Raw genomic sequence first — 21,666 nt, 5'->3', positions numbered from 1 at the left:
CTATTCTACGAAGGTAATTTCCATGCGAATGGACAAACTCACCAGCAAATTTCAGGCAGCCCTGGCGGATGCGCAGAGCCTCGCGCTGGGACGCGACAACCAGTTCATCGAGCCGCTACACGTGATGGCGGCGCTGCTCGATCAGGAGGGCGGCACCGTGCGTCCGCTGCTCGCTCAGGCGGGAGGGAATGTCAAACAGTTCCGGGCGGCGCTGATGGAGCGCCTGGATCGGCTCCCCAAAGTGGAGGGGGTCGGCGGCGATGTGCAGATTTCCAACGAGCTGTCGCGCCTCTTGAACATGACGGACAAACTGGCGCAAAAGCGCGGCGACAAATTCATTACCAGCGAGATCTTCGTCCTGGCGGCCTTGGACGAGAAGAGCAACCTGAGCGATCTGCTTCGGCAGTCGGGCTTTACCCGTGATGCCCTGGAGAAGGCAATCGATGCGGTGCGCGGAGGTCAGAGCGCCGACGACGCCAATGTGGAAGAGCAGCGCCAGGCCTTGCAGAAGTACACCATCGATCTGACGGCGCGCGCGGAGCAGGGCAAGCTGGATCCCGTGATCGGCCGTGACGATGAGATCCGCCGCACCATCCAGGTTCTGCAGCGGCGCACCAAGAACAACCCTGTTCTGATTGGCGAGCCCGGCGTCGGCAAGACCGCCATCGTCGAAGGGCTGGCGCAGCGCATCGTCAACGGCGAGGTGCCCGAAGGCATCAAGGGTAAGCGCCTACTGGCACTGGACATGGCGGGCCTGATCGCCGGCGCTAAGTTCCGCGGTGAATTCGAGGAGCGGCTCAAGGCTGTGCTCAATGACATCGCCAAGCAGGAAGGCAAGATCATTCTGTTCATCGACGAATTGCACACCATGGTCGGCGCCGGCAAGGCGGAAGGCGCCATGGACGCCGGCAACATGCTCAAGCCTGCGCTGGCGCGCGGCGAACTCCATTGTGTGGGCGCGACGACGCTGGACGAGTACCGCCAATACATCGAGAAGGACGCGGCCCTGGAGCGCCGCTTCCAGAAGGTGCTGGTCGACGAGCCCAACGTCGAGGACACCATCGCCATCCTGCGCGGGCTCAAGGAGAAATATGAGGTTCACCACGGCGTGACCATCACAGACCCGGCCATCGTCGCCGCGGCCACCTTGTCGCACCGCTACATCACCGACCGCAACCTCCCGGACAAGGCCATCGACCTGATCGACGAGTCCGCCAGCCGCATCCGCATGGAGATAGATTCCAAGCCGGAGGAGATGGATCGTCTGGAGCGGCGCCTGATCCAGCTCAAGATCGAACGCGAGGCCCTCAAAAAGGAGACCGACGAGGCTTCGCGCAAGCGCCTGGAGGCCTTGCAGGAGAACATCGACGACGCCGAGCGCGATTACGCGGACCTCGAGGAGATCTGGAAGGCGGAGAAGGCTTCGCTTCAGGGCACCGCCGCCATCAAGGAACAACTGGAGCAGGCCCGGCTGCAACTGGATATGCTCAATCGCGCCGAGAACCGCGATTACGACAAGATGGGCGAGTTACAATACGGCGTCATTCCCCAACTCGAAAAGGAGTTGCACGAGGCCGAGCAGGCCGAGTCGCGTGAGAAGCAATTGCTGCGCAACCGGGTGACCGACGAGGAAATCGCGGAAGTGGTGTCCAAGTGGACCGGCATCCCGGTCTCCAAGATGCTGGAGGGCGAGCGCGAGAAGTTGCTGCGCATGGAGGAGAACCTGCACAAGCGCGTGGTCGGCCAGGACGAGGCGATCAAGGCGGTGAGCGACGCCATTCGCCGTTCCCGGGCCGGACTGGCCGACCCCAATCGTCCCAACGGCTCCTTCCTGTTCCTGGGGCCCACCGGCGTGGGCAAGACCGAATTGTGCAAGGCCCTGGCGGAATTCCTGTTCGACACCGAGGAGGCCATGGTGCGCATCGACATGTCGGAGTTCATGGAGAAACATTCCGTGGCCCGGCTGATCGGCGCGCCGCCCGGCTACATCGGCTATGAGGAGGGCGGTCACCTGACCGAGACGGTACGGCGCCGGCCCTACTCGGTGATCCTGCTGGACGAGGTGGAAAAAGCGCACCCGGACGTGTTCAACATCCTGCTGCAGGTGCTCGATGACGGACGGCTGACCGACGGCCACGGGCGCACGGTGGATTTCCGCAACACAGTGGTGGTGATGACTTCCAATTTGGGCTCGGACCGCATCCAGGAACTGGCCGGAGAGGAAAATTATGCCCGCATGAAGGCGGCGGTGATGGAAATCGTCGGCCTGCATTTCAGGCCCGAGTTCATCAACCGCATCGACGAGGTGGTCGTGTTCCATCCCTTGCAGAAGGAGCAGATCCGCGCCATCTCCAAGATCCAGGTGGCGATGCTGCGGACTCGCCTGCTGGGGCGCGACCTGGCGCTGGAGGTCTCCGATGCCGCGCTCGATTGCCTGGGCGAGGCCGGCTTCGACCCGGTTTACGGGGCTAGACCGCTCAAGCGGGCAATCCAGCAACGGCTCGAGAATCCTTTGGCGCAGGACATCCTCGCCGGCCGCTTCGAGCCTGGCGATACCATTCGCGTGGAGGCGGAGCAGGGCTCCCTGGTGGTCAGCAAGGCGGCGTGAGCCGCCTGGCGCCTCGGTCGACCGGAATGTAATGGGGTTGTCATATAGCTGACCTACTATCCGTCATTTTCAAACCCTTGGTATTCCATGAATGCCTGATATCAATGTATTGGTTGTTGAAGATGAGGATGCCATTCGGGAGATGCTGGTCCTGGTGCTGGAACAGGCCGACTTCGCCGTGCAGGCAGTGGCGGACACGCAGCAGGCCCTGGCCAGCCTGACGGCGCAGTTGCCGGACCTGATCCTATTGGACTGGATGCTGCCCGGGATGAACGGGGTGGATTGGGCGCGGCGACTGAAGCGGGACTCCAACTACGGCGAAATTCCAATTATCCTGGTGACTGCCCGCGGCGAAGAGGAGGATAAGATTCGGGGGCTGGACGTCGGCGCCGACGATTATGTCGCCAAGCCATTTTCACCGCGCGAACTGGTTGCCCGTATCCGAGCCGTGCTGCGCCGCAGCGGCCGTCTCGTCAAGACCACTGGCAAGATACAACTGGGCGGTGTTACGCTGGATGCCGACGGTCACCGGGTCACGGTCGGTGATCGCGATCTAGCGGTCAGTCCAACGGAATACCGGCTGCTTGAGTTCTTTTTGACGCACCCCGGCAAGGTTTACAGCAGAACCCAACTGCTGGATCAGGTCTGGGGACGCAGCGCCTACATCGAGGAGCGGACTGTGGACGTGCACATCAGGAGGTTGCGCAAGATTCTGGCCGAGCATGGCCGCGAGGATCTGGTGCAGACCGTACGCGGATTTGGCTACCGTTTTTCAGAGCAACCCTGATCCCGGATGATAAGCCCCTGGCGCTCGGAGGTTCACTGGATCGTCTGGCTCGCCGCCGTGGGGCTGTTTGCCGGAAAACTCAGCGGCTTCTATTTTCCGGTCCTGTGGCTGTGCTGCCTGGTCTATCTCGGGCGTCACCTCTATCACCTGAATCGGCTCCTGCTGTGGCTGCGTGGCGGCGGCAAGGCGCCGGGCGGCGGCGGCATCTGGGACGAGATCTACTATCTCATCTACCGTCTCCGGCGCCGCAACAAACGCCGCAAGAAGCGCCTCATCGTCATGCTCGAGCGCTTCCGCACCGCCACCGCCGCCTTGCCGGATGCGACGGTGGTGCTTGGACCGCGCGATGAGATCGAATGGTTCAACGAGGCGGCGGGAAAGCTGCTGGGGCTACGCAAGAGCGACGTGGGTCAGCAGATCATCAATCTCCTGCGTTACCCTCGTTTTTCCCAGTTTCTCCGTGAGTCGGCCTTCGAAGGTACCGTTAGCGTTCCTTCGCCGGTGCGGGAGGAAGCGGAACTGGAGATCCGCGTCGTTCCTTACGGGGACGACCTGCGTCTGCTGGTGGCGCAAGATGTCAGCCACCTGCGCTTCATGGAGCGGGTCAGGGCCGATTTCGTTGCAAACGTCTCGCATGAATTGCGCACGCCCCTGACGGTCATGAAAGGCTATCTGGAGGCCTTGGCCGATGCCGAAGGCGAAGTGCCAGAGCGCTACCACCGCATGTTGCGGCGCATGCAGGAACAGACAAACCGCATGCAGAACCTGATCGACGGTCTGCTTTCGCTGACCCGGCTCGAAGCCGGTCCCCATGTCCAGAATCAGCCGGTTTCCATGGCGCCCTTGTTGCGGGGTCTGTGCGATGAGGCACGCCTGCTGGCGGACTGCCAAGCGAGTCTCGAACTCAGCCTGGAGAGCGAGGCTGACCTTTCGGGAGTGGAGTCCGAATTGCGCGGGGCTTTCTCCAATCTCATCGTCAATGCCCTGAAGTACACGCCGTCCTCCGGGCGCGTTCAGGTCTGCTGGCGTGACGATCCGGCAGGGGTTCGCTTTGAAGTCGCTGATAACGGCCCGGGTATCGCGCGTGAGCATCTGCCACGGTTGACCGAGCGTTTTTATCGGGTCGAGGTGGAAGATGGCAGCAAGCGCGTCGGGGTCGGCCTGGGGCTAGCCATCGTTAAACATGTACTGTCGCGGCACGAAGGCGAACTGCAGATCTACAGCGAGTTGGGCAAGGGTAGCCGCTTCAGTTGTGTCTTTCCGGAAAAGCGCGTACTAAGGCCTCTCGCGGCGCAGGCTAGGGCTTGATCTGCCCGGTGTGCCGCCTGTACCGCATCCTGTCTTGCCGCTGGTGCATCCCGATTTTCCTCTTCATCGTATCTGCGGTTCCGGCTACAAGCGCCCAGGAGTCGGACTCACGCGCCTTGGTCATTTCAGGTTCTCCGAGCCTGCTGTCTCTGCTGACAGCCTGGACAGAGGATTTTCGCCGCCAGCAACGGGACGTTCGGGTCCGCGTTCAGTCCACCAGTGACGCGGAGGCGGCCGCCGCCCTGGCGGACGGAGCCGTGCAGATTGCGGCCATGAGCCGGGCCATGAGCCCCGCCGAACTCGCGGCATTTCGCACCCGACGCGGAACGATGCCCATGCCGACGCGGGTCGCCCTGGACGCTGTGGTGGTGATTGTCAACACAGTCAATCCGCTGCAGGGATTGACGCAGGCGCAGGTGGATGGAATATTCTCTGCTCAGAGGCTTTGCAAGGGCTCCGGGGAGATTAAGGTCTGGGGGCAGGTCCTCCCTGTGGCGATCTGGCACACGCGGCCGATCCGCCTTTTTGGTCTCGGCGGCGGAATGGTCTCGGCAAGCCAGGCGGTCCGCGAGAACCTCCTGTGCGGTGGCGATTTCAGTCCGTCCCTCAGTCAACTGCCCGAACCGCGTGCACTGTTGGAGGCGGTACGTGATCATGCCAACGCGATCGGTTTTCTGCCGTCACCGTTTTTGGCGGAGGGGGTTCGGCCCGTACCATTGGCGGTCGGTGCAGGGGGGCAGCCGGTTGGGCCCGAGGCGGCCAACATTGTCAGCGGTGCCTATCCCTTGAGCCGTTTCCTTTACCTATATATGACGCTTTCCCGGGAACGCCTCGACTTGCCCCGATCGTTCGTGGCATTGGCGCTCTCGCAACACGGGCAGAAGCGAGCCGCCGAGGCAGGTTTTGTGGCGCTTCCTGCCACTGTTGCCTCACAAGAAATGGCGAAAATTGGCTCGGCACCAAATTGAGGCGAATTGGGCTATATTTTTGCCTCCTTAATGTTTGCCTTGTTGCAAATGCGGGTATATGATTTACGCTGTTGTTGAAATGGCGAATTGATGTTGTCTACTAGCTACAAGGAGCGCGACATGTTTAAGAAACAAATTTTGGCCTTGGGTCTGACTGGCCTGGCTGCAATGGCCTCGTCGGCGCAAGCCGAAGAGTTTATGGATGACCGATTCTATATCGCTCCGTTTGCAAGCTACCTCCATACCGGTGGCGATCGTGACGGTAAGGACGGCTGGGGTGCCGGCGGTGCGATCGGTAAGATCATCAACGAATACTTCAATGTGGAACTGCGCGGGTTCTGGCAGAACTACAGCGCCAACAGCGGCGTCGGTCACACCGACCTGACTGGCGGTACCGTAGACCTGCAGTACTTCCTGATGCGTGACACCTTCTCGCCCTACGTGGTGGCGGCCGCCGGTGGCGTAAACACCAGCGCTCGTTCGCCGGGCGCCAGCAATTCCTATGCTGACTTCATCTTCGAAACCGGTCTGGGTACCACGGTCGAGTTGGCAGATAACTTCCTGCTGCGCGGCGACGTGCGTTACCGCCTGACCGCCCCGGTTGGCAACTACGCGCCGAACAATGACGTGCTCAATGACATGGTGGTCAACCTGGGCTTCGTGATTCCCTTTGGCGACAAGCCGAAGCCGCAGTTGGAGCCGGTGGCTGCCGCGCCGGTTGATGAGTGCTCCACCCGTGACACCGATCACGACGGCGTGAACGATTGCGACGACAAGTGCCCGGGCACCGCAAGCGGCACCAAGGTCGATGATCAGGGCTGCCCGATCCGCATCGAGCTGAAGGGCGTCAACTTCAAGTACAACTCCGCTGAGCTCACCCCGACCGCCATGGCGATCCTGGATGGCGTGGCCGAAGAGCTGATGAGCTTCCCTGAAAAGAAGGACATCGAAGTGGCGGGCCACACCAGTACCGAGGGCACCGCAGCCTACAACATGAAGCTGTCACAGCACCGCTCACAGTCGGTGGCGGACTACCTGAAGCGCCGCGGCGTGACCAACTCGCTGCATCCGAAGGGCTACGGCGAGGAGTACCCGCTGGTGTCGCCCGACAAGACCGAGGCGGAGCGCTCGAAGAACCGCCGCGTCGAGTTGATCTGGATGGGCGATTGATGCAGGCTTGACGCGCCGCGTGCATTCGCGGCGCGGGTCAAGTGCGCACGATGAGCAAACCCGCTGTCATGGCGGGTTTGCTTTTTCTGGGGCACCCCGCATCATAAGTCCATGAGGAGTCTCAAAACTTGAACACGAAAGTCATTGCTAGCGCAGCGGTACTGGCTGTTTCAGTCGCGGTGTCCGGCGGCCTTCAGGCCGCGGACCGCGATTACGTGCACATCGTCGGGTCGAGCACCGTGTCGCCGTTTTCAGCGGCCGTATCGGAACATCTCGCCAAATCCGCCAAGCTCAAGAAGCCGTGGCTGGAGTCCACGGGGACGGGAGGCGGTTTCACCCTGTTCTGCGACAGCGCGGGGTCCGAGACCCCGGACATCATCAATGCGTCCCGGCGCATGCGCAAGAAGGAGTTGGAAACCTGCGAGCGCAACGGCGTCAAGGAAGTAGTGGAGGTGAAGATCGGTTACGACGGCATCGTCTTCATCCACGCGAAGAAGGAGAAGCCCATTGGGCTTTCGCGCAAAGACATTTACCTGGCGTTGGCGAAGTCCGTCCCGGATCCGGCCTGCAAATCGGACTGCAAGCTGGTGCCGAATCCCTATCAGACCTGGCGGCAGGTCAATCCGGCCCTGCCCGATGTCAAGATCGAGGTTTACGGTCCCGGAGCGGCCTCCGGCACCCGCGATTCCCTGAATGAGTTGATCATGGAGGAAGGGTGCCGCAGCTATCCCTGGTTGGCGGCGAAGAAGGAGAAGACCCCGGGAGAATACAAGAAGGCCTGTTACAGCGTGCGCGATGACGGCGCCTACGTGGAGACCCGAGAAAACGACGAGCGCATCGCCGAACGCCTGGTCGACAAACCTCATGCTCTGGCCGTGCATGATTACAAACTGCTGGCAGCGCACTCCAAGCACCTGTCCGCGGAACCCGTGGACGGCGTGACGCCGGACTACAGTTCCATCGCTTCGCTGGCCTATCCGGTTTCCAGGACTCTGTACTTCTACTTTCGCGGCGATCGCATCGGCAAGGTGCCGGGACTGGCGCAGTATGTGAAGGAGTTTACCGGCGAGAAGGCCTGGGGCGACAAGGGCTATCTGGTGGAAAAGGGGCTGATTGCCCTGCCTGCAGCCGAGCGCAAGCTGGTGGCCGAGGATGCCAAGGCCATGAAGCCGCTCACGCTGGAGTCGCTGCAAGCGCAGGCGCGCTAGGGCGCGATTGATGGAGGCCCGGATTGAAGGGAAGTGGCTGACTGCCTTGTTGGGAGCGCTGTTCGCGATTTTCAGCAGTGCGTGTCTTGGCGAAGGGGAAATAGACCGAAACCGCATCGGGGCCTGCCCGCCGTCCCCCAACTGTGTTTCCAGTCGATCAGCGGACCGGGATCGCTATATCGGGCCACTGCAGGTCCGGGTGACGTCCGACAAAGCCTGGGAGAGTCTGAAGGCTTCTCTGGCGGAAGAGGAGCGCATCCGCGTGGTGGAAGAGGTGCGTGGAGATGGCTACTTGCGCGCCGAGGCCACCAGCCTGGTCTTCGGCTTCGTGGACGATATTGAACTGCAGATCCTGCCGGAGGACCATCTGATCCACTTGCGTTCGGCTTCCCGTGTGGGCTACTGGGACCTGGGCGTGAACCGGCGGCGTCTGGAGCGCATTGCAGGCCGCATGCGCGAGGCGGGCAGCATCAAATGAGGTGGCCGCTAGAATTCCATTCCAGTTCATCTAGACTTTGGGCGCTGTTCCGGGGATACGAGTCTTCGGCACGGAACGCATCGGCGACCTGGGCATCGCCCGCTTATGTTTCTAATGGTTTATCGTGACGATCCCGAGGCAGGGATGGGGCGGAGGACAGCATGAAATTTCGTTCACTGGTTGCCGCAGGCTTGTTGTTGTGCTCCAGTTTCACCCTGGCCGAGGAAATTGAACTCAACCCCTCCCACCCCCAGACCTATGTCGTGGTTCAGGGCGATACCCTGTGGGACATCGCCGGCCGGTTTCTGACCAAGCCCTGGCAGTGGCCGCAAATCTGGCACGAGAACCCTCAGGTCCGCAATCCGCACTGGATTTATCCTGGCGATGAACTGACCCTCAGCTATGTTGGGGGGCGTCCCAGGCTGCAGGTGAGTCGACCTTCGGAACTTCGCCTCAGCCCCGAAGTCCGGGCAACGCCTTTGGCGCGTGCGATTCCGGTCATTCCCCTGAATTCCATACGCCAGTTCCTGACGCATCCCAAGGTGGCCAACGCCTCGGAGTTGGAAAATGCGCCTTACGTGGTGGGTTTCGTGGGCGAGCACATCGCAGGCGGCGCGGGAGACGGCGTGTATGTGCGTGCGATCGAGGAAGGCGCACAAACCGGCTACATGATTTTCCGGCCGGGCGCCGCCTATAAGGACGGTACGACTGGCGAGATTCTCGGTTACGAAGCGCTCTACGTAGCGGAAGCGGGCCTCGAGGCGGCCGGTGATCCGGCCACCCTGCAACTCACCCAGACCGACCGTGAGGTGCTGATTGGCGATCGGGCGATGCCCATCGAGTCCGAACGACTGCAGATGAGCTATCAACCGCATGCGCCCAACAAGATGATCCGCGGCACGATCATCAGTGTGGTGGACGGCGTGACCCAGATCGGTCAGTACCAGATCGTCGTGATAGACCGCGGCACCGCGGATGGCATCGAAATCGGCCATGTGCTGGACGTGCGGCGTGGCATCCGGATCGAGCGCGATATCGTCAGCCGGCAATCTGGCGAATCGGTGTTGTTGCCGGAGGAGAAGGAAGGCGTGATCATGGTGTTCCAACCCTTCGAGCGCGTCAGCTTCGCGCTGGTCATGAACGCCACCCGCGCCATTCACCTGCGCGACATCGTGCAAACGCCTTAGTGGCCGGTGGCTGTCCGGAGCACCTGCGCTATTGGCTGGCGCTGCACCGGGCGCCGCGGGTTGGAGGGCGCGCAGGGCGCCTGCTTCTGGAATTCTTTGGCGATCCTCAGGCTGTTTTTGCGGAATCGGCCGCCACCCTGGCCGAAGTCGGACTCAAGGCGGAGACCATTCACTGGCTGCAGAATCCCCCTTGGGATGCGGTGGAGCGGGACTTGCGCTGGTTGGAGACTGAAGGGCATCATTGCCTGACCCTTTCCGATCCCTCTTATCCCGGTTTGTTACGGGAAATACCCGATCCTCCCCTGATGCTGTTCGTCTCCGGCAAGCCGGACGCGCTGGAATGCAGGCAGATCGCCGTGGTGGGCAGCCGCAATCCTTCTCCCTCGGGTGAGCGCATGGCGCGGGAGCTTGCGAGGGCTTTGGCTTTCGCCGGATGCGGGGTGACCAGCGGATTGGCCATCGGCATCGATGCCGCGGCGCATCGCGGTGCCCTGGAAGGCAGAGGATTGACTCTGGCCGTGGCCGGCACGGGACTGGATCAGGTCTACCCCGCACGCCACCGCGCGCTGGCAGAGGAAATCCAGGCCGCGGGCGGTGCCCTGGTTTCCGAGTTCCCGGTGGGAACCCCTCCCCAGGCCACCAATTTTCCGCGCCGCAACCGCGTCATCAGCGGTCTGGCGCGGGGCACGCTGGTGGTGGAGGCGGCGCTGCGCAGCGGTTCGCTGATTACTGCCCGGCTGGCGCTGGAGCAAGGCAGGGAGGTATTTGCCGTGCCTGGGTCCGTGAACAATCCCATGGCCCGAGGCTGCAATCAACTCATCAAGCAGGGGGCCAAACTGGTTGAGGGGGTAGATGATATCCTCGAAGAGTTCGGCTGGCGCGGGGTCATTCCCGACGATCGGGCAGCCGCGGAGAACCGGCCTCTTGACGCCGACGAAAACGTTTGGCTATTGAAATATATTGCGTATGACCCTACCTCAGTGGATACTCTAGTGGCAGCGACGGGGCGCACACCTGATGCCATATTGGCTACGCTGCTGCGTCTGGAACTGCAGGGACACATCTTCTCCACGAGCGGCGGCTGTTATTGCCGGGTCAAGTGAGCACTCGCCCACATTCCCAATCGAGACCGAGCATGAAAGAGAACGTATTTGATGTCCTGATTTATCTCTTCGAGAACTACATGGATGAAGAGGTGGAGCCGACAGCCGACCCGGACGCCATTCGTACCGAGCTTCTCGAAGCGGGCTTTCCCCAGCTGGAGGTGAACAAGGCGTTCGACTGGCTCGAGTCACTGGCCGACCAGCAGCCCATCAAGGCTGTTTCGCAGCCGGCGTTTAGGATCTACGCTTCCCAGGAACTCGCCAAACTGGATACCGAGTGCCGCGGGCTGTTGCTGTTCCTGGAGCAGACCGGCATCCTGAGTCCGGCCAGCCGCGAACTGGTGGTTGACCGTGTGATGGCGCTGAACGAAGAAACCATTTCCCTGGAGAACCTGAAATGGATCGTTCTGATGGTGCTGTTCAGCCAGCCCAACGAAGAGATCGCCTTCGCCCGCATGGAAAACCTGGTGTACGAGGCGCTGCCTAGCTATCTGCATTGATAGCAGCGAACCGCCCCTAAGCTCAAGAACCCGATCTCCCGCAACACAACCAGCCGATGAGCCGCAACCTAGTTATTGTCGAGTCTCCAGCCAAAGCCAAGACCATAGAAAAATACCTCGGGAAGGATTTCCAGGTCTTCGCCTCATACGGACATGTTCGCGACCTCGTGCCCAAGGAAGGGGCCGTGGACACCGAGCATGATTTCGCCATGAAGTACGAGATCATCGACAAGAATCAGAAGCACGTTCAGGCCATCGCCAACGCGGCCAAGAGTGCGGATGCCTTGTATCTCGCGACTGACCCCGATCGCGAAGGCGAAGCCATTTCCTGGCATCTATATGAGATCCTCAAGGAAAAGAAACTTCTGAAGGACAAGCCGGTGCACCGGGTGGTGTTTCATGAAATCACCAAGCGCGCCATCTCCGAGGCCATCGAGAGCCCGAAGCAGCTGTCCGAGGACCTCATCAATGCCCAGCAGGCGCGCCGCGCCCTGGACTACCTGGTGGGCTTCAAGCTGTCGCCGCTGCTGTGGAAGAAGATACGCCGCGGACTCTCCGCCGGGCGCGTGCAGAGTCCGGCCCTGCGCATGATCGTGGAGCGCGAGCTTGAGATCGAAGCCTTCAAGACCCAGGAGTACTGGACGATAGAGGCCGGCGTCAGGGAAGGGGAGCAGGGATTCCGCGCGCGCTTGACCCATTACCAGGGGACAAAGCTGGAGCAGTTCAGCGTCACCAACGAGGAGCAGGCCCACGCTATCCGCGACGCCCTGCTTGAACAGGCTGGTGGGCGCCTGCGTGTGCTCAAGGTGGAGGAGAAGGAACGCAAGCGCAACCCCGCCGCGCCTTTTACCACCTCGACCCTGCAACAGGAAGCGGCGCGTAAGCTCGGGTTCACCACCCGCAGAACCATGACCGTGGCGCAGCAGCTCTATGAAGGCATCGAACTTCAGGGTGAGACCGTCGGCCTTATCAGCTACATGCGCACGGACTCCGTGAATCTGGCCAACGAGGCCATCGCCGACCTGCGCGAACTGATTGCCGCCCGCTTCGGTAAGGACAACCTGCCGGACCAGCCGCGCATCTACAAAACCAAGAGCAAGAATGCCCAGGAGGCCCACGAGGCCATCCGGCCCACTTCGGCGCAACGTACCCCGGAGGCGGTGAAGCCTTTCCTCTCAGCCGATCAGCTCAAGCTCTACACCCTGATCTGGAAGCGCACGGTGGCCTGCCAGATGATCCACGCCACCATCGGCACGGTAGCGGTGGATCTGGGTTGTGGCGAGGGCAATGTATTCCGCGCCAACGGTTCGACCGTGATCAATCCTGGCTTCATGGCCGTGTATCTGGAAGGACGCGATGACGCCGCGGCCGCCGACGATGAAGAAACCTATCTGCCGCCGGTAAAGGAAGGCCAGACGGTCAGCCTGGACGAAATCATTGCGGGCCAGCACTTCACCGAGCCGCCGCCGCGCTACACCGAAGCCAGCCTGGTGAAGACCCTGGAGGAATACGGCATCGGCCGTCCCTCAACCTATGCCTCCATCATTTCGACCTTGCAGCAAAGGCATTACGTCACCCTGGAGAGCAAGCGCTTCTATCCCACGGATGTGGGGCGCATCGTCAACAAGTTCCTCACCGAGCATTTTACCCAGTACGTGGATTACCACTTCACCGCCAATCTGGAGGACGACCTGGATGCGGTCTCCCGCGGCGAGAAGACCTGGGTACCCTTGATGCGGGAATTCTGGGGGCCGTTCAAGCACCTGATCGAGGACAAGGACGGCACCCTCAAGCGGGCGGACGTGACCCATGAGGCCATCGAGGAAGCCTGCCCGGAGTGCGGCGGTCCGCTTTCCATCCGTCTGGGGCGTAACGGCCGCTTCATCGGATGCAACAACTATCCCACCTGCAAGTACACCCGTAACCTGAACGGCGAGGCCAAGCAGGCGGAGCCGGAAATCGTCGAGGGCAAGACCTGCCCGAAATGCAATTCGCCCCTGGTGATCAAGACCGGCCGCTATGGCAAGTTCATCGGTTGCAGCGGCTACCCTAACTGCAAGCACATCGAGTCGCTGGAGAAGCCGGAGGACACCGGAGCGCAGTGTCCGCAGTGTCAGAAGGGGTCACTCATCAAGCGCAAGTCGCGTTTCGGCAAGCTGTTCTATTCCTGCTCCACCTACCCCTCCTGCACCTATGCGGTGTGGAATCCGCCGCTGAACGAGCCTTGTCCCGCCTGCGGCTGGCCCATCCTGACCCTGAAAACCACCAAGCGGCGCGGCACCGAGAAGGTCTGTCCGCAAAAGGAATGCGGTTATGCCACACCCTACGAAGGTGATCTGGCCAACGAGTCCGCTGCCTGAGGCGCGGTGAGCGTCGGAATGGCGGCATACTCCGGGCACCTTCTGGCCTGAGCCATCGGGCAGCGTCATGGCCTGGGTTTCTGCATTTCGCTTGCGGCGAGCCGCCCAGCACCTGCGTCGGGGTGGGCTTTTGGCTTATCCGACGGAAGCGGTGTATGGGCTAGGCTGCAATCCGCTGGATGGCGGCGCCGTGCTCCGTCTGCTCCGCCTAAAGCGGCGGTCCGTCAGCAAGGGCCTGATATTACTGGCTGCTGAATTTAGCCAGATCGAACCCTTCCTCCTGCTGGATTCTGCCGAACTGCGTGAGACCTTGCTGGAGCGCTGGCCCGGACCGGTAACCTGGGTGGTGCCGGCGCAGGACTGGGTCCCCCGCTGGTTGTGCCGGCCGGATGGAACCCTGGCCGTGCGGGTAACGGCCCACGGCCCGGCCGCAGCCCTGTGCCGTGCCTTCGGTGGGCCTGTCGTTTCCACCAGCGCGAACCCTGGCAAGGTGCCGCCGGCACGGAGTGCCGTGAAGGTGGCCCGATATTTTCGCGGCGCCGAACTGGCTGTTTTCCAGGCCGCCCTGGGTGGCCAGGCCAAACCGACCGACATTTTCGATGCGAGGACGCTGCGCAAACTGCGTTGAGTTCGCTTGATCCCGTCTGACATGAGATTTACACATTTCCTGTGGATAAGTCGGTGTACAAGCTGACCATAGCTTGCGCAAATCCATGTGCTGCGGGCTTCCCCTTGGCGCTGGATAAAAAGTGATCAGATAATTTATTATTTTGGATCAACGGGTTGTCTAAGTTTTTGAATCTCCATACTACGGTTTTTTCTGTAAGGGTTTGCCGACGGCGGGCTGTGGACAACATCGAGTCAAACTCATCTCGCGCTGCAACGGTGCGTGGATCGACGTCCGGAACCTGACTTGGCTGCAAGGCGCGGCATCCTTCTCATCCTTGTGCTGACCGGGGCAGCTGGGCTCGCCTGGTACGGCTGGCGCAGCCATTTACCCGCGCCACTGCGGGCCTCGGGGGTGCTGGAAGCACGCAACATTAACGTGGGCTCCAAGATTGGCGGTCGCGTGACGCAAGTGCGGGTCCGTGAAGGCGATCTGGTGCAGGTCGGGCAGGTGCTGGTGGAATTCGATGGCGCCGAGCAGCAGGCGCGGATCACCCAGGCCAAGGGGCGGGTGGAACTGGCCCGGGCCAATCTGGATAAGCTCGAGGCGGGCTCGAGGCCCGAGGACATCGCCGAATCCGAAGCGGCGGCTCGGCGCGAAGGCAAAACGCAGGGCTACCGGGTCGAGGAACTGGCGGGCGCCAGGGCCGATCTGCAACGGGCGCGCGCGGACGCCGACAACGCCCGCATCGAGCTGCGCCGTCTCGAGGGCCTGGTGTCGAGAAGCCTGGTATCGCGTCAAGCCTACGATGCCGCGGCCACGCGCCTGGACATGGCGCAAGCCGAGGTGAGGAGGCAGCAGCATGCGGTGGAAGCGGCGGAAGGGCGTCTCAAGGCCGCCACCGCGGCCATGCAGCGGACTGAGCGCGGGTTCCGCAAGGAAGAGATCGAGGCGGCGCGGGGTGATCTGCTCATCGCCGAGGGCCAATTGCGTGAAGCCGAAGTGTTGTGGGCCGAACACGAGGTCACGTCGCCCGCCGCCGCGGTGGTGGAAGTGCTGGATCTGCGGCCGGGCTACCTGCTGCCGCCCAATGCCATCGTCGCCAAGCTGCTGGAGGCCGACCAGCTGTTCGTGATGGTCTACGTGCCGGAAACCCGCATCGGCGCCGTGCATCTCGGGCAAGCGGTGGAACTGTCGGTGGACTTCGATCCGGAGCGGGTGTTTCACGGCCGGGTCGAGCAGATTCGGCAACAGGCCGAGTTCCTGCCGCGCAACGTGCAGACCTTCGAGGAACGCGTGCATCAGGTCATCGGCGTCAAGCTGCGCGTCGATAACGCGGACGGCCGGCTGCGCGCGGGCATGCATACCGACGTGAGCTTTCTGCCCGGCTGATGGATGCCATCCGCGCCGAGGGCCTGACCCGCCGCTTCGGCGACTTCACCGCCGTGGATGGCCTGGACCTGACCGTGCGGCAAGGGGAGATCTTCGGCTTCCTGGGGCCCAACGGCAGCGGCAAGACCGTCACCATCAAGATGCTGACCGGGCTCTTGCCCATCACGGCCGGCGAGGCTTGGGTGGATGGCGTCGATGTGCGGCGCGACCCCGATGGAGTGCGCACGCGCATTGGCTATATGAGCCAGAAATTCAGTCTCTACGACGACCTCACCACCGGCGAGAACTTGCGCTTCTACGGCAAGGCCTATGGCTTGAAGGGCGAACACCTGGAGCGCAGCCTGGCCGAAGCGGTGGAGCGCAATGCGCTCGGCCCCTATCTGGAGCGGCAGGCGGGACGCCTTTCGGGGGGGTGGAAACAACGCCTGGCGCTGGCCTGCGCCATGCTGCACGCCCCGCGCATCCTGTATCTTGACGAACCCACGGCCGGCATCGACCCGGTGGCGCGACGCGAACTGTGGGACCTGCTATTCGAACTTTCCGCCCGCGGTATCACGTTTTTCGTCACCACCCACTACATGGACGAGGCCGAGCGTTGCAGCCATCTGGCATATATCTACTACGGCCGTTTGATTGCCGAGGGTACCCCGGAATCCCTGTGTGCCCGTGACGATATCACGCCGCCCGGCACACGCCGCTACGAAATCACCACGTCCGAAGTTACCCGGGGCCTGCGCGTGGCGATGGGGCTCGCCGGGGTGCGCAGCGCCACCATCTTCGGTCGCTCCATCCACGCCTTGGTGGATGCGGGCTTGCCCCCGGAAAATTTAACCTCCGGCCTCGCCACCCAGGGGGTCGATGTGGAGTCGGTCCAGGCGCTGTCCACCAGCCTGGAGGACGTCTTCGTGGAGCTGACTCGGCGCCGCCAGAAGGAACTGGAAGAGAGCGGCTGATGGGCGCTTTCCGGGGGCTTGCGGCGATCTTTTACAAGGAGGCCATTCACGCCAGTCGCGACCGCATGTCCATCATGTTCGCCCTGATCATGCCCATCCTGCAGATGGTGATCCTGGGCACAGCCATCGACACCAACATCCGCCAGATTCCCACGGTGGTGTACGACCTCAGCGGCAGCAGCGCCGTCACCGGCTTTCCAGGGATCGGCAGCGCCGACAGCCGCGCCTTCCTGGACCGACTCCGTAACTCCGATACCTACCGCATCTACAAATACGTGAATTCGGACCGCGAGTTGAACGAGGAGATGATCGCCGGGCGGGCACGGGTCGGCATCAAGATTCCGGTGGATTTCGCCCGCAACCTGCTGGACGGCAACACGGCCCAGGTGCTGGTGGCGGTGGACGGGTCCGATTCCTCCGTGGCGGGGCAGGCGGTGAACGTAGCCAGCCAGATTGGGCTGGACGAGTCCTTGCGCCGGCTGATGCCAGCGGGCGCCGCCATTCCCCTCGAGGTGCGGCCCAAGCTGCTGTTCAATCCGGATTCGCGCTCGCCCAATTTCTTTCTCCCGGGCCTGCTGGCGGTGCTCACCCTGTTCGTCACTACCATGCTGACGGCCTTTTCCATCGTGCGGGAGAAGGAGCGTGGCACCCTGGAACAACTGCTGGTCACCCCGATCAGGCCGCTGGGGCTGATGCTGGGGAAGATCCTGCCCTATTTCGGGCTCGCCGCTTTCGAGTTGTGCGTGATCCTGGCTTTCATGCGCTTCGTCTTTCAGGTGCCGATCCATGGCCACTGGTCGGTTTTCTTGCTCCTTTCCATGAGCTATCTATTCGTGAACCTGGCCATCGGATTGCTCATCTCCACCAAGGCGAATTCCCAGGCGGAGGCCCTGCAACTGGCCCTGATGACCCTGTTGCCCAGCATCTTTCTGTCCGGCTATATTTTTCCCCGCGACACCATGCCCACGGTGTTCTATCTGCTCAGCTACTGCGTTCCCGCCACCTACATGGTGGATATCTCCCGTGGCGTCATCCTGCGCGGGGCCGGACTGGCTGAGCTGTGGGATAACGCCCTGATCCTGACCGTCATGGGAATTTTCGTGCTGTTTTTGGCCGCGCGGCGCTTCCGGCGCATGATCGTCTAGCCATCAAAGCTAGTCCCTGGGTGTATGGTAAAATGCCCTCCAGCCGCGTTCGCGGCGCAAACGGAATGGCATCGAGACGATTACATGAACCTTCACGAATTTCAGGCCAAACGCCTGTTTGCCGAGTATGGACTGAGCGTGCCGCGCGGACTGCCCGCATTCAGCGCGGCCGAGGCGCGCGACGCCGCAGTTGCCCTGGGCGGTGAGCGCTGGGTGGTGAAGGCGCAGGTGCATGCGGGCGGACGCGGCAAGGCCGGTGGCGTGAAGCTGGTGGACAGCGCCGAAGCGGCGGGCGAGGCCGCGAAGCACATGCTGGGCTCGCGTCTGGTCACCCATCAGACGGGACCTCAAGGTTTGCCTGTGGGCGCCGTGCTGGTGGAGGAGGTTCGGCCAATCCAGCGCGAACTCTATTTGAGCTGCCTGGTCGACCGCGCCAGCGAGCGCGTCCTGTTCATGGCCTCGGCGGACGGTGGCATGGACATCGAAGAGGTGGCGGCCAAGACGCCGGACCGCATCCTGACCTGCAAGGTGGATCCGGCGGCGGGCCTACAGGCCTATCAGTGCCGCGAGATCGCCTTCGCCATGGGTCTGGAAGGTCCGCAGATCAATGCCCTGGTGTCCATTATGCAGGCCATGTACCGTTTGTTCATGGACAAGGACGCCAGCCAGGTGGAGATCAACCCGCTCATCGTCACCGAGGACGGCGCGCTCCTGGCCCTGGACGCCAAGGTCAACCTGGACGACAACGCCCTGTTCGCCCATCCCGACCTGGTGGGCCTGCGCGATGCATCCCAGGAGGACGCCAAGGAGCATGCCGCGAACCAGCACGGCCTTAACTACATCACCCTGGGCGGGAACATCGGCTGCATGGTGAACGGCGCAGGGCTGGCCATGGCCACCATGGACCTGGTCAAGCTGCACGGCGGGCAGCCCGCCAATTTCCTCGACGTGGGCGGCGGCGCCACCCAGGAGAAGGTGGCGGAGGCGTTCAAGCTCATCCTGTCGGATGCGTCGGTAAAGGCCATTCTGGTCAATATCTTCGGCGGCATCGTGCGCTGCAACCTCATCGCTGAGGGCATCATCGCCGCGGTCCGCGAAGTGCAGGTGGGCGTGCCGGTGGTGGTGCGCCTGGAAGGCACCAACGCGCCCGAGGGCCGCCAGCTCCTGGCGGAATCCGGGCTGGCCATCATCGCCGCCGAGGACCTGGACGAAGCGGCGCAGAAAGCCGTCGACGCCGCGGGCGCCTGAATTTCACTGGGATCTCCATGAGCATCTTGATCGATAGCAACACCCGGGTCATCTGCCAGGGCTTCACCGGCAAGCAGGCGACCTTCCATTCCCAGCAGTGCCTGGAATACGGCACGCAACTGGTGGGCGGCGTCACGCCCGGCCGCGGCGGCCAGACTCATCTGGACCTGCCGGTATTTGACACGGTGCGGCAGGCGGTCGACGCGACCGGCGCCACCGCCAGCATGATCTATGTTCCGCCGCCCTTCGCCGCGGACGCCATCCTGGAAGCAGCGGACGCCGGTATCGAACTGATCGTCTGCATCACCGAAGGCATCCCGGTACTGCATATGTTGCGGGTCAAGGCGGCCTTGCGTTCCACCGGCGCGCGCCTCATCGGACCCAACTGCCCCGGGCTGATCACGCCGGGCCAGTGCAAGATCGGCATCATGCCCGGCTTCATCCATCAGCCCGGCTGCATCGGGGTGGTGTCGCGCTCCGGCACCTTGACCTACGAGGCGGTGCACCAGACCACCCGCGCGGGTCTGGGACAGAGCACCTGCGTTGGCATCGGCGGCGATCCCATCCACGGCCTGGAGTTCATCGACGTACTGGCGCTGTTCGAAGCGGACCCGCAGACCCGCGGCATCATCATGGTGGGGGAGATTGGCGGCAGCGCCGAGGAAGAGGCAGCGGAGTACATCAAGGCCCATGTCAGCAAGCCGGTGGTGGGCTACATCGCCGGTACCACGGCGCCGCCAGGCAAGCGCATGGGGCATGCCGGCGCCATCGTCACCGGCGGCAAGGGCACGGCCAAGGGCAAGTTCGCCGCGCTCAAGGCCGCTGGGGTTGAGATCGTCGATTCCCCGGCCCGGATGGGAGCCCGCATGGCCCAGTGCCTGGCTTGAGGCCGGCACTGCGCAGGATAATCCGGGCGGCCGTCGCCGCCTTCCACTTCACCGACCGGGAACCCATAGCTCCGGCCGGGTTCCAAGTACAAACCCTTCACGATCATTCCAGTGAACCTTCGCATCGCCATCGCTCAATGCAACCTCCTCGTCGGCGCCGTCGAATCCAATGCGGCGCGCGTCGCGCAACTGGCCGCCGAAGCCAGGGACCGGCTCCGGGCCCAGGCCGTGGTGTTTCCGGAGCTGACCCTGACCGGCTATCCTCCGGAAGACCTGCTGTTCCGACGCGATTTCCTGGAGCGCGTGGAGGCGGCGCTGCTGGATCTGGCAGCCAGCATAGAGGGCATCAGCGTCGTGCTGGGCTTCCCCGAGCGCCTGGGCGGCCAACTCTACAACAGCGCCGCGCTGCTGCAGGGAGGGCAGGTCCAGGCGCTGTACCGCAAGCAGGCGCTGCCTAACTACGGGGTATTCGACGAGAAGCGATATTTCACCGCCGGGCACGAGCCCTGCGTTTTCGAATTGGGCGGCCACGCCGTCGGCCTGAGCATCTGCGAGGATGTCTGGGTGCCGGGCATCGTCGACCAAGCGGTGCGGGCCGGCGCCCGGCTGGTGCTCAATCTGAACGCCTCCCCCTACCATATCGGCAAGACCGCCGAACGGGAAGCGGCGGTGCGGGAACGCATCACCGTGACCGGCGTGCCTATCATCTATGCCAACCTGGTGGGCGGGCAGGACGAACTGGTGTTCGACGGCGCATCCTTCGTCATGGACGGGCAGGGGCAGGTGATCTGGCGGGGAGACGAGTTCGCCGAGTCGCTGCACTGCGTGGAATTCGCCTCCGAGGCTGGCCGGCTGGTGCCGGTGCAGCAACCCATTACCCCGCCCCTGGATGAAGTGGCCGGCGTTTATGAAGCGCTGGTTTTGGGTATCCGCGATTACGTGCGCAAGAACGGGTTCAAGGGCGCGGTGCTGGGCTTGTCCGGCGGCATCGATTCCGCTCTCACCCTGGCACTGGCGGTGGACGCACTGGGCGCCGAGAGCGTGGAGGCCCTGCTCATGCCCTCGCGCTATACCGCCGACATGAGCGTCGAGGACGCCCGCCTGGAGGCCGAGGCCCTGGGCGTGGCCCATCATCTGATCCCCATCGAGCCGGCGTTCCAGGCTTTCACCACGCTGCTGGAAGAGAGCTTCCGCGGCCTGCCCCCGGACACCACCGAGGAGAACATCCAGGCCCGCTGCCGTGGGGTGCTGCTCATGGCCTTTTCCAACAAGCGCGGAAGGATCTTGCTCACCACCGGTAACAAGAGCGAGATGAGCGTAGGCTACGCCACCCTTTACGGCGACATGGCCGGCGGTTTCGCGCCGCTCAAGGACGTGCCCAAGCTGCTGGTCTATCGCCTGGCGGAATACCGCAACAGCCTGTCGCCCGTGATCCCGCAGCGAGTGCTGGAGCGTCCGCCCTCGGCGGAACTGGCGCCGGACCAGAAGGACGAGGATTCTCTGCCGCCCTATGCGGTGCTCGATCCCATCCTGTCCCTTTACATCGAGGAGGACCGCTCGGTGGCCGACATCATTGCCGCCGGTTTTGCCGAGGCCGACGTGCTGCGGGTGAAGCGTTTGGTGGACCGCAACGAATACAAGCGCCGGCAGGCGCCTCCCGGGGTCAAGATCAGCCGCCGCGCATTCGGCCGCGACCGGCGCTATCCCATCACCTGCGGCGGCCTGCCCTAGGCGCTTCCCGTCGCGGCGCGCGGGGC

18 protein-coding genes are annotated in these 21,666 nt (G+C 62.9%); all 18 read left to right on the top strand.

Annotated elements, in window-relative coordinates; translation table 11 throughout:
* Positions 1-22 precede the first annotated feature (22 nt).
* The 18 genes from clpB to EK23_RS07250 all read left to right on the top strand — a co-directional run bounded on the left by clpB (position 23) and on the right by EK23_RS07250 (position 21,640).
* Positions 23-2,608 (top strand): ATP-dependent chaperone ClpB, encoded by a 2,586-nt coding sequence (gene clpB / locus EK23_RS07335; protein ID WP_045224650.1) that lies wholly within the window; start codon positions 23-25, stop codon positions 2,606-2,608.
* Positions 2,609-2,699: 91 nt separating this feature from the next.
* On the top strand, positions 2,700-3,395 hold the full coding sequence (gene phoB, locus EK23_RS07330; RefSeq protein WP_045224649.1) for a phosphate regulon transcriptional regulator PhoB: 696 nt from the start codon (positions 2,700-2,702) through the stop codon (positions 3,393-3,395).
* A 6-nt stretch (positions 3,396-3,401) separates the two neighbouring features.
* Positions 3,402-4,703: a phosphate regulon sensor histidine kinase PhoR gene (phoR, locus tag EK23_RS07325; protein WP_052808015.1), complete on the top strand. Its 1,302-nt coding sequence runs from the start codon at positions 3,402-3,404 to the stop codon at positions 4,701-4,703.
* Positions 4,704-4,711: 8 nt separating this feature from the next.
* A complete protein-coding gene (locus EK23_RS07320) occupies positions 4,712-5,671 on the top strand; it encodes a PstS family phosphate ABC transporter substrate-binding protein (protein WP_235281948.1) in 960 nt (319 codons plus the stop codon).
* Positions 5,672-5,791: 120 nt separating this feature from the next.
* A complete protein-coding gene (locus EK23_RS07315) occupies positions 5,792-6,841 on the top strand; it encodes an OmpA family protein (protein WP_045224647.1) in 1,050 nt (349 codons plus the stop codon).
* A 128-nt stretch (positions 6,842-6,969) separates the two neighbouring features.
* The gene (locus EK23_RS07310; protein ID WP_045224646.1) at positions 6,970-8,049 is read left to right on the top strand and encodes a substrate-binding domain-containing protein; all 1,080 of its coding nucleotides are present in this window, start codon (positions 6,970-6,972) and stop codon (positions 8,047-8,049) included.
* Positions 8,050-8,059: 10 nt separating this feature from the next.
* Positions 8,060-8,527 carry a DUF1499 domain-containing protein gene (locus EK23_RS07305; protein WP_052808014.1) on the top strand — a complete coding sequence of 156 codons (468 nt, stop codon included), beginning with the start codon at positions 8,060-8,062 and terminating at the stop codon, positions 8,525-8,527.
* A gap of 161 nt (positions 8,528-8,688) precedes the next feature.
* Positions 8,689-9,714, top strand: a complete 1,026-nt coding sequence (locus EK23_RS07300; RefSeq protein ID WP_045224645.1) for a LysM peptidoglycan-binding domain-containing protein — start codon at positions 8,689-8,691, stop codon at positions 9,712-9,714.
* The gene (gene dprA / locus EK23_RS07295; protein WP_082054013.1) at positions 9,714-10,817 is read left to right on the top strand and encodes a DNA-processing protein DprA; all 1,104 of its coding nucleotides are present in this window, start codon (positions 9,714-9,716) and stop codon (positions 10,815-10,817) included. Before EK23_RS07300 ends, dprA begins: the two co-directional genes overlap by 1 nt.
* A gap of 32 nt (positions 10,818-10,849) precedes the next feature.
* Positions 10,850-11,317 (top strand): Smg family protein, encoded by a 468-nt coding sequence (locus tag EK23_RS07290; protein WP_045224644.1) that lies wholly within the window; start codon positions 10,850-10,852, stop codon positions 11,315-11,317.
* Between the two features lie 56 nt (positions 11,318-11,373).
* The gene (topA, locus tag EK23_RS07285; protein WP_045224643.1) at positions 11,374-13,677 is read left to right on the top strand and encodes a type I DNA topoisomerase; all 2,304 of its coding nucleotides are present in this window, start codon (positions 11,374-11,376) and stop codon (positions 13,675-13,677) included.
* A 67-nt stretch (positions 13,678-13,744) separates the two neighbouring features.
* Positions 13,745-14,305 (top strand): L-threonylcarbamoyladenylate synthase type 1 TsaC, encoded by a 561-nt coding sequence (gene tsaC, locus EK23_RS07280; protein ID WP_045224642.1) that lies wholly within the window; start codon positions 13,745-13,747, stop codon positions 14,303-14,305.
* A gap of 285 nt (positions 14,306-14,590) precedes the next feature.
* Positions 14,591-15,676, top strand: a complete 1,086-nt coding sequence (locus EK23_RS07275) for an HlyD family secretion protein (RefSeq protein ID WP_045224641.1) — start codon at positions 14,591-14,593, stop codon at positions 15,674-15,676.
* Complete coding sequence (locus EK23_RS07270) at positions 15,676-16,629, top strand: ABC transporter ATP-binding protein (protein ID WP_045224640.1); 954 nt, start codon at positions 15,676-15,678, stop codon at positions 16,627-16,629. Before EK23_RS07275 ends, EK23_RS07270 begins: the two co-directional genes overlap by 1 nt.
* Positions 16,629-17,774: an ABC transporter permease gene (locus EK23_RS07265; RefSeq protein WP_045224639.1), complete on the top strand. Its 1,146-nt coding sequence runs from the start codon at positions 16,629-16,631 to the stop codon at positions 17,772-17,774. The genes EK23_RS07270 and EK23_RS07265 overlap by 1 nt, the downstream gene beginning before the upstream one ends.
* 84 nt (positions 17,775-17,858) lie before the next feature.
* Positions 17,859-19,022 (top strand): ADP-forming succinate--CoA ligase subunit beta, encoded by a 1,164-nt coding sequence (gene sucC / locus EK23_RS07260; protein ID WP_045224638.1) that lies wholly within the window; start codon positions 17,859-17,861, stop codon positions 19,020-19,022.
* A 17-nt stretch (positions 19,023-19,039) separates the two neighbouring features.
* A complete protein-coding gene (gene sucD, locus EK23_RS07255; protein ID WP_045224637.1) occupies positions 19,040-19,909 on the top strand; it encodes a succinate--CoA ligase subunit alpha in 870 nt (289 codons plus the stop codon).
* A gap of 111 nt (positions 19,910-20,020) precedes the next feature.
* Positions 20,021-21,640 (top strand): NAD+ synthase, encoded by a 1,620-nt coding sequence (locus tag EK23_RS07250; RefSeq protein ID WP_052808013.1) that lies wholly within the window; start codon positions 20,021-20,023, stop codon positions 21,638-21,640.
* The last annotated feature ends 26 nt before the right edge of the window (positions 21,641-21,666 follow it).

The sequence above is a fragment of the Methyloterricola oryzae genome, assembly GCF_000934725.1.
Taxonomy (GTDB): Bacteria; Pseudomonadota; Gammaproteobacteria; order Methylococcales; family Methylococcaceae; genus Methyloterricola; species Methyloterricola oryzae.
Note: the sequence above shows the minus strand (reverse complement) of the source record. Positions and strands in the feature narration are given on the sequence as shown.

Excerpts from the sequence above, each read along its gene's own strand:
- clpB (WP_045224650.1), top strand. The coding sequence starts at position 23 with ATGCGAATGGACAAACTCACCAGCAAATTTCAGGCAGCCCTGGCGGAT.
- phoB (WP_045224649.1), top strand. The coding sequence starts at position 2,700 with ATGCCTGATATCAATGTATTGGTTGTTGAAGATGAGGATGCCATTCGG.
- phoR (WP_052808015.1), top strand. The coding sequence starts at position 3,402 with ATGATAAGCCCCTGGCGCTCGGAGGTTCACTGGATCGTCTGGCTCGCC.
- EK23_RS07315 (WP_045224647.1), top strand. The coding sequence starts at position 5,792 with ATGTTTAAGAAACAAATTTTGGCCTTGGGTCTGACTGGCCTGGCTGCA.
- EK23_RS07305 (WP_052808014.1), top strand. The coding sequence starts at position 8,060 with ATGGAGGCCCGGATTGAAGGGAAGTGGCTGACTGCCTTGTTGGGAGCG.
- EK23_RS07300 (WP_045224645.1), top strand. The coding sequence starts at position 8,689 with ATGAAATTTCGTTCACTGGTTGCCGCAGGCTTGTTGTTGTGCTCCAGT.
- EK23_RS07290 (WP_045224644.1), top strand. The coding sequence starts at position 10,850 with ATGAAAGAGAACGTATTTGATGTCCTGATTTATCTCTTCGAGAACTAC.
- topA (WP_045224643.1), top strand. The coding sequence starts at position 11,374 with ATGAGCCGCAACCTAGTTATTGTCGAGTCTCCAGCCAAAGCCAAGACC.
- tsaC (WP_045224642.1), top strand. The coding sequence starts at position 13,745 with ATGGCCTGGGTTTCTGCATTTCGCTTGCGGCGAGCCGCCCAGCACCTG.
- EK23_RS07270 (WP_045224640.1), top strand. The coding sequence starts at position 15,676 with ATGGATGCCATCCGCGCCGAGGGCCTGACCCGCCGCTTCGGCGACTTC.
- EK23_RS07265 (WP_045224639.1), top strand. The coding sequence starts at position 16,629 with ATGGGCGCTTTCCGGGGGCTTGCGGCGATCTTTTACAAGGAGGCCATT.
- sucC (WP_045224638.1), top strand. The coding sequence starts at position 17,859 with ATGAACCTTCACGAATTTCAGGCCAAACGCCTGTTTGCCGAGTATGGA.
- sucD (WP_045224637.1), top strand. The coding sequence starts at position 19,040 with ATGAGCATCTTGATCGATAGCAACACCCGGGTCATCTGCCAGGGCTTC.